Raw genomic sequence first — 3,782 nt, forward strand, 5'->3', positions numbered from 1 at the left:
CCCTTCCCGTTCGTCGGCGGCCTCAGCGGTGTCGCGCCGGCCTGACGCGTCCAGGTGTCAGGCGTACTGCTCGCGGAACGCGTCCGTGAGCGTGGGCCCGCCGTCGCCCAGGCGCCACACGCTCCACCCGTCGGCCGTCGCGGTCCCCGACACCGCGACCGCTGCCGCGTCCGGGTGACGGAAGCGGGCGCCGTCGGTCAGCTCGATGAATCCGTCCGGGTACAGGACCGCCTCGAAGCGCTGCCCGCGGCGCGGGCGCGACCAGACGAGCGCGACCGGCGTGCCGAAGGACCGCGCGAGCGCGTGGAGGTCGGGGTCGTCGTCCGGGTCGTCGTCGAGAGCCGGCGCGGGCGGAGGCGGCGGGGAGGGCACGAGGCCCTGCCCGAGCGGGTCGATCGTGCTCAGGGCGTCGACCACGGGGACGTTCGCGGGCGGCTGGTAGGACAGCGGGTCGTACGCGGGCTCCTCGGCCTGGAAGGACTCTCGCGTCAGCACAGACTCGCGCGTCCGGATCGACTCGCGCGTCCGGATGGACTCCCGGGTCAGGATCGAGGACCGGCTGGGCGTGCGCGACGAGAGGGCGTCGTCGGGCGGGCTCGAGTACGCCGACGACGACGAGTAGCGGCCCTGCTCCGACGCCTCGTCGCCCGGAGGGCTCGCCAGCAGCGGGACGGGCGGGACGGTGGGCGGCTCGGGGAGGACGGTCGGAAGGCTCGGCACCGGGCCGGGGACGACCGGCGGGACGCTCAGCTCGAGGTCCGCAGGGACCGGAGCGGCGGGCACGGGCGCGGGGAGCACCGGGTCGAGGACGGGCTCGAGGCGCCCCGTCTCGGCCATCGACCCCGCGGACGAGCCGTAGAGAGTCTCCGCGACGTCGAGCTCGGTGCCGCGCCGACGGTCCGCGCGCGAGCGCTGCGTGACGATCGGCAGCTTGCCGGTCAGCGCGCGGCCCACCGCGACGCCCTCCGCGAAGTCGGCCGTGGCGGCCGCGGACCGGGTCCCGACCGCAGGACGCGCCGGCGCCGCCGGAACCGTCGAGCGCGACCTGCGCTCGGGGACCAGGGGCGAGACGTCGACGAACCGGCGGCCGTCCGCGCCGTGCATGACCCCGAGCTTGAGGACCGAGACCGACGACCCGGGCTGGCGCAGGAAGTCGAGGGCGTCCACGATCCCCTCCTCCGCGCTCGAGCAGATGACGATCAGGCGGGCCCCGGTGGCGCGCGACGTGGCTTGCGAGCGGGTCAGCGGGACGTTGTCGTAGAACGTCGAGACGTCCTGCTGGAAGCGCCCCGCACCCCCGGCGTAGCGGCTCGCGAGCTCGGCGCGCGTGAGCTGGCCGGCCCGGCCCGCATGGTTCATGGCCCGGGTGAGCGTCTCCTCGGTCAGCTCGGCGACGACCTCGATGACCACGGGCAGCCCGGCCGCGTCGAGTGCCAGGAGATGCGGCTCGTCGACCGACGAGCCCTGCCGCACGGGGAAGATCTGCTCACCGAGCAGGCCGTCCAGGTGACCGTCGACCACGCGCTGCGCGACCGTGCCGAACCCCCCGCCCGCCGGCTGCGACGGGCGGACGAGAACTGGACGCTCGGCGTCCACCTCGAAGAGGGGCATCGTGGTCTCCTGCGACTTGTGACACGGCTCGTAACGCAGCCTCGAACACTGCCGGGGACGGCGGCGTTGCCGCATAGCCTACGACGCCCGTGGGCGCACGCCGTAAACGCCCGTTTCACCCTGTGGGATGCCGGTGGCGCACGGTGCTCAGTCGCGCGCGAGGCGCTCCTCGACGCGCTCGACCTTGCCCGTCAGCTCCCCCGTGTGACCTGGGCGGATGTCCGCCTTGAGGACGAGGGAGACCCGGTGCCCGCCCGCACCGACCGCCTCCGTCGCGCGCTTGACGACGTCCATGACTTCATCCCATTCACCCTCGATCTCGGTGAACATCGACGTCGTCCGGTTGGGCAGCCCCGAGGCACGGACGATGCGGACTGCCTCGGCGACGGAGTCCGTGACGGACTCGCCGGCACCGAGCGGGGCGACGGAGAAAGCGAAGATGGCCATGCGTCCATCATGCCGCGTCCCTGCGGATCACCGGGCGGGCCCGCGCGGTGCACGCGCGCCGTCATCTTCTGCCGAGCTCCGGGGCGCGCCGTAGCGTGGTCGCATGGTCACCAGACGCAGCACGCAGACGGTCGGGGACGACGCGGTCGTGGCCGCGACGGGACAGCCCCGGGCAGCATGGTTCGAGCTCCTCGACGCGCAGGACGCGACCGGGTGGACGCACACCCGGATCGCCACCTGGCTCGTCGAGGAGCAGGGGGTCGACGCGTGGTGGGCGCAGTCGCTCACGGTCGCGTACGAGCAGGAGCGCGGGATGCGCGAACCCGGTCAGCGTGCCGACGGCACGTTCGACGTCTCGGTCACCAGGACCGTGGACGCGACGCCCGCTGCGGTCTACGCCCTCGTGTCCGACGACGCCGCTCGCGCCGCGTGGTTGGGTCCCGCCCTGGCGGAGGTCGGGGTCGCGGGCGACCTGGACGTCGTCGGGCGGACGATCGACCGGTCCGTCCGGCTGCGCTGGCCCACCGAGGCCGTGGGCGGGGCGACCGGCCGCGCACGCCGGGTGCTCCTGACCTTCGACGCGACGAGCCCGGGCGTGGCGGGCGGGTCCCGGACCCGGGTGGGGGTGAGCTACTCGGGGGTGCCGACGCTCGACGAGGTCGCGCCGCTCAAGGAGTTCTGGAAGCGCCGGCTCGACGCGCTCGCGGCGCTGGTCTGACGCTCCGGCACGGGCTCGCCGCGCCGGGCGTCCCGCCCTGCACGTAGCGTGGGCTCCATGCGTATCGGAGCACACGTCGACCAGGCCGACGCCGTCAACCAGGCACGAGCGATCGGCGCCGACCAGGTCCAGGTCTTCCTGGGCGACCCGCAGGGCTGGAAGGGCGCCGAGTTCACGTACCCCGGTGGCGCCGAGGCCCTGCGCGCGGACGCCGCGGCCGCGGACCTCGACGTCTACGTGCACGCCCCGTACGTCATCAACGTCGCGAGCACCAACAACCGCATCCGCATCCCGAGCCGCAAGTCGCTCCAGAAGATCGTCGACGGCGCGGCGGAGATCGGCGCCAAGGGCGTGATCGTGCACGGCGGCCACGTGACCGCGGCCGACGACGTCGCGGTCGGCTACGACAACTGGCGCAAGGCGATCGACGCGCTCGACGCCAAGGTCCCCGTGCTGATCGAGAACACCGCGGGCGGGGCCAAGTCGATGGCCCGGACGATCGAGAGCATCGGGCGGCTGTGGGACGCGATCGGGGCTGCGGAGGGCGGCGACCAGGTCGGGTTCACGCTCGACACGTGCCACGCCTGGGCGGGCGGGATCGACCTGAGCACCGCCGCGGACCAGGTGCGCGCGGTGACGGGGCGGATCGACCTGGTGCACGCGAACGACAGCCGGGACACGTTCGACTCGGGGGCCGACCGCCACGCGCACTTCGGCGACGGGCTCATCCCGCCCGACGAGCTGGTCGCGGTCGTCGCCTCGGCCGGGGCGCCCGTCATCTGCGAGACGCACGGCGACATGGGCCCGGACATCGCCTGGCTGCGCTCGCGGCTGGGCTGAGAGGCCCGACGGCGCAGCTCACCGCGGGCGTCCGGGTGCGGTGGGCGTCGGCCGAGCATGCGGAGGGCGGGCCGCCACGGGGGGGGGACGGGCGCCCCCCGCCATTGCGGCGCGAGGTGAGGCCCGGTTGTTCAGGCCGGGCCCCGAGCCCGTTTAACAGGGCAAC

At 74.3% G+C, this 3,782-nt stretch carries 4 protein-coding genes; 2 read left to right on the forward strand and 2 right to left on the reverse strand.

Annotated features, from left to right (window positions below; genetic code table 11):
- Positions 1 to 57: 57 nt before the first annotated feature.
- Positions 58 to 1,611 (reverse strand): hypothetical protein, encoded by a 1,554-nt coding sequence (locus tag ACFWFR_RS18260; protein ID WP_191801559.1) that lies wholly within the window; start codon positions 1,609 to 1,611, stop codon positions 58 to 60.
- A gap of 147 nt (positions 1,612 to 1,758) precedes the next feature.
- On the reverse strand, positions 1,759 to 2,058 hold the full coding sequence (locus tag ACFWFR_RS18265; RefSeq protein ID WP_068627689.1) for an MTH1187 family thiamine-binding protein: 300 nt from the start codon (positions 2,056 to 2,058) through the stop codon (positions 1,759 to 1,761).
- Between the two features lie 103 nt (positions 2,059 to 2,161).
- Between ACFWFR_RS18265 and ACFWFR_RS18270 the strand changes: the two genes are divergently transcribed.
- Entirely contained in the window at positions 2,162 to 2,776 is a 615-nt protein-coding gene (locus ACFWFR_RS18270; protein WP_377624014.1) for an SRPBCC domain-containing protein, read from the forward strand.
- A 57-nt stretch (positions 2,777 to 2,833) separates the two neighbouring features.
- A complete protein-coding gene (locus ACFWFR_RS18275; protein ID WP_377624016.1) occupies positions 2,834 to 3,616 on the forward strand; it encodes a deoxyribonuclease IV in 783 nt (260 codons plus the stop codon).
- Positions 3,617 to 3,782: the final 166 nt, after the last annotated feature.

This window comes from Oerskovia sp. NPDC060287, assembly GCF_042726775.1.
GTDB classification, from domain to species: domain Bacteria; phylum Actinomycetota; class Actinomycetes; order Actinomycetales; family Cellulomonadaceae; genus Oerskovia; species Oerskovia merdavium.

Bases quoted from the DNA above. Each gene is read 5' to 3' on its own strand.
- ACFWFR_RS18260 (WP_191801559.1), bottom strand. From the start codon at position 1,611: ATGCCCCTCTTCGAGGTGGACGCCGAGCGTCCAGTTCTCGTCCGCCCG.
- ACFWFR_RS18265 (WP_068627689.1), bottom strand. From the start codon at position 2,058: ATGGCCATCTTCGCTTTCTCCGTCGCCCCGCTCGGTGCCGGCGAGTCC.
- ACFWFR_RS18275 (WP_377624016.1), top strand. From the start codon at position 2,834: ATGCGTATCGGAGCACACGTCGACCAGGCCGACGCCGTCAACCAGGCA.
- ACFWFR_RS18270 (WP_377624014.1), top strand. From the start codon at position 2,162: ATGGTCACCAGACGCAGCACGCAGACGGTCGGGGACGACGCGGTCGTG.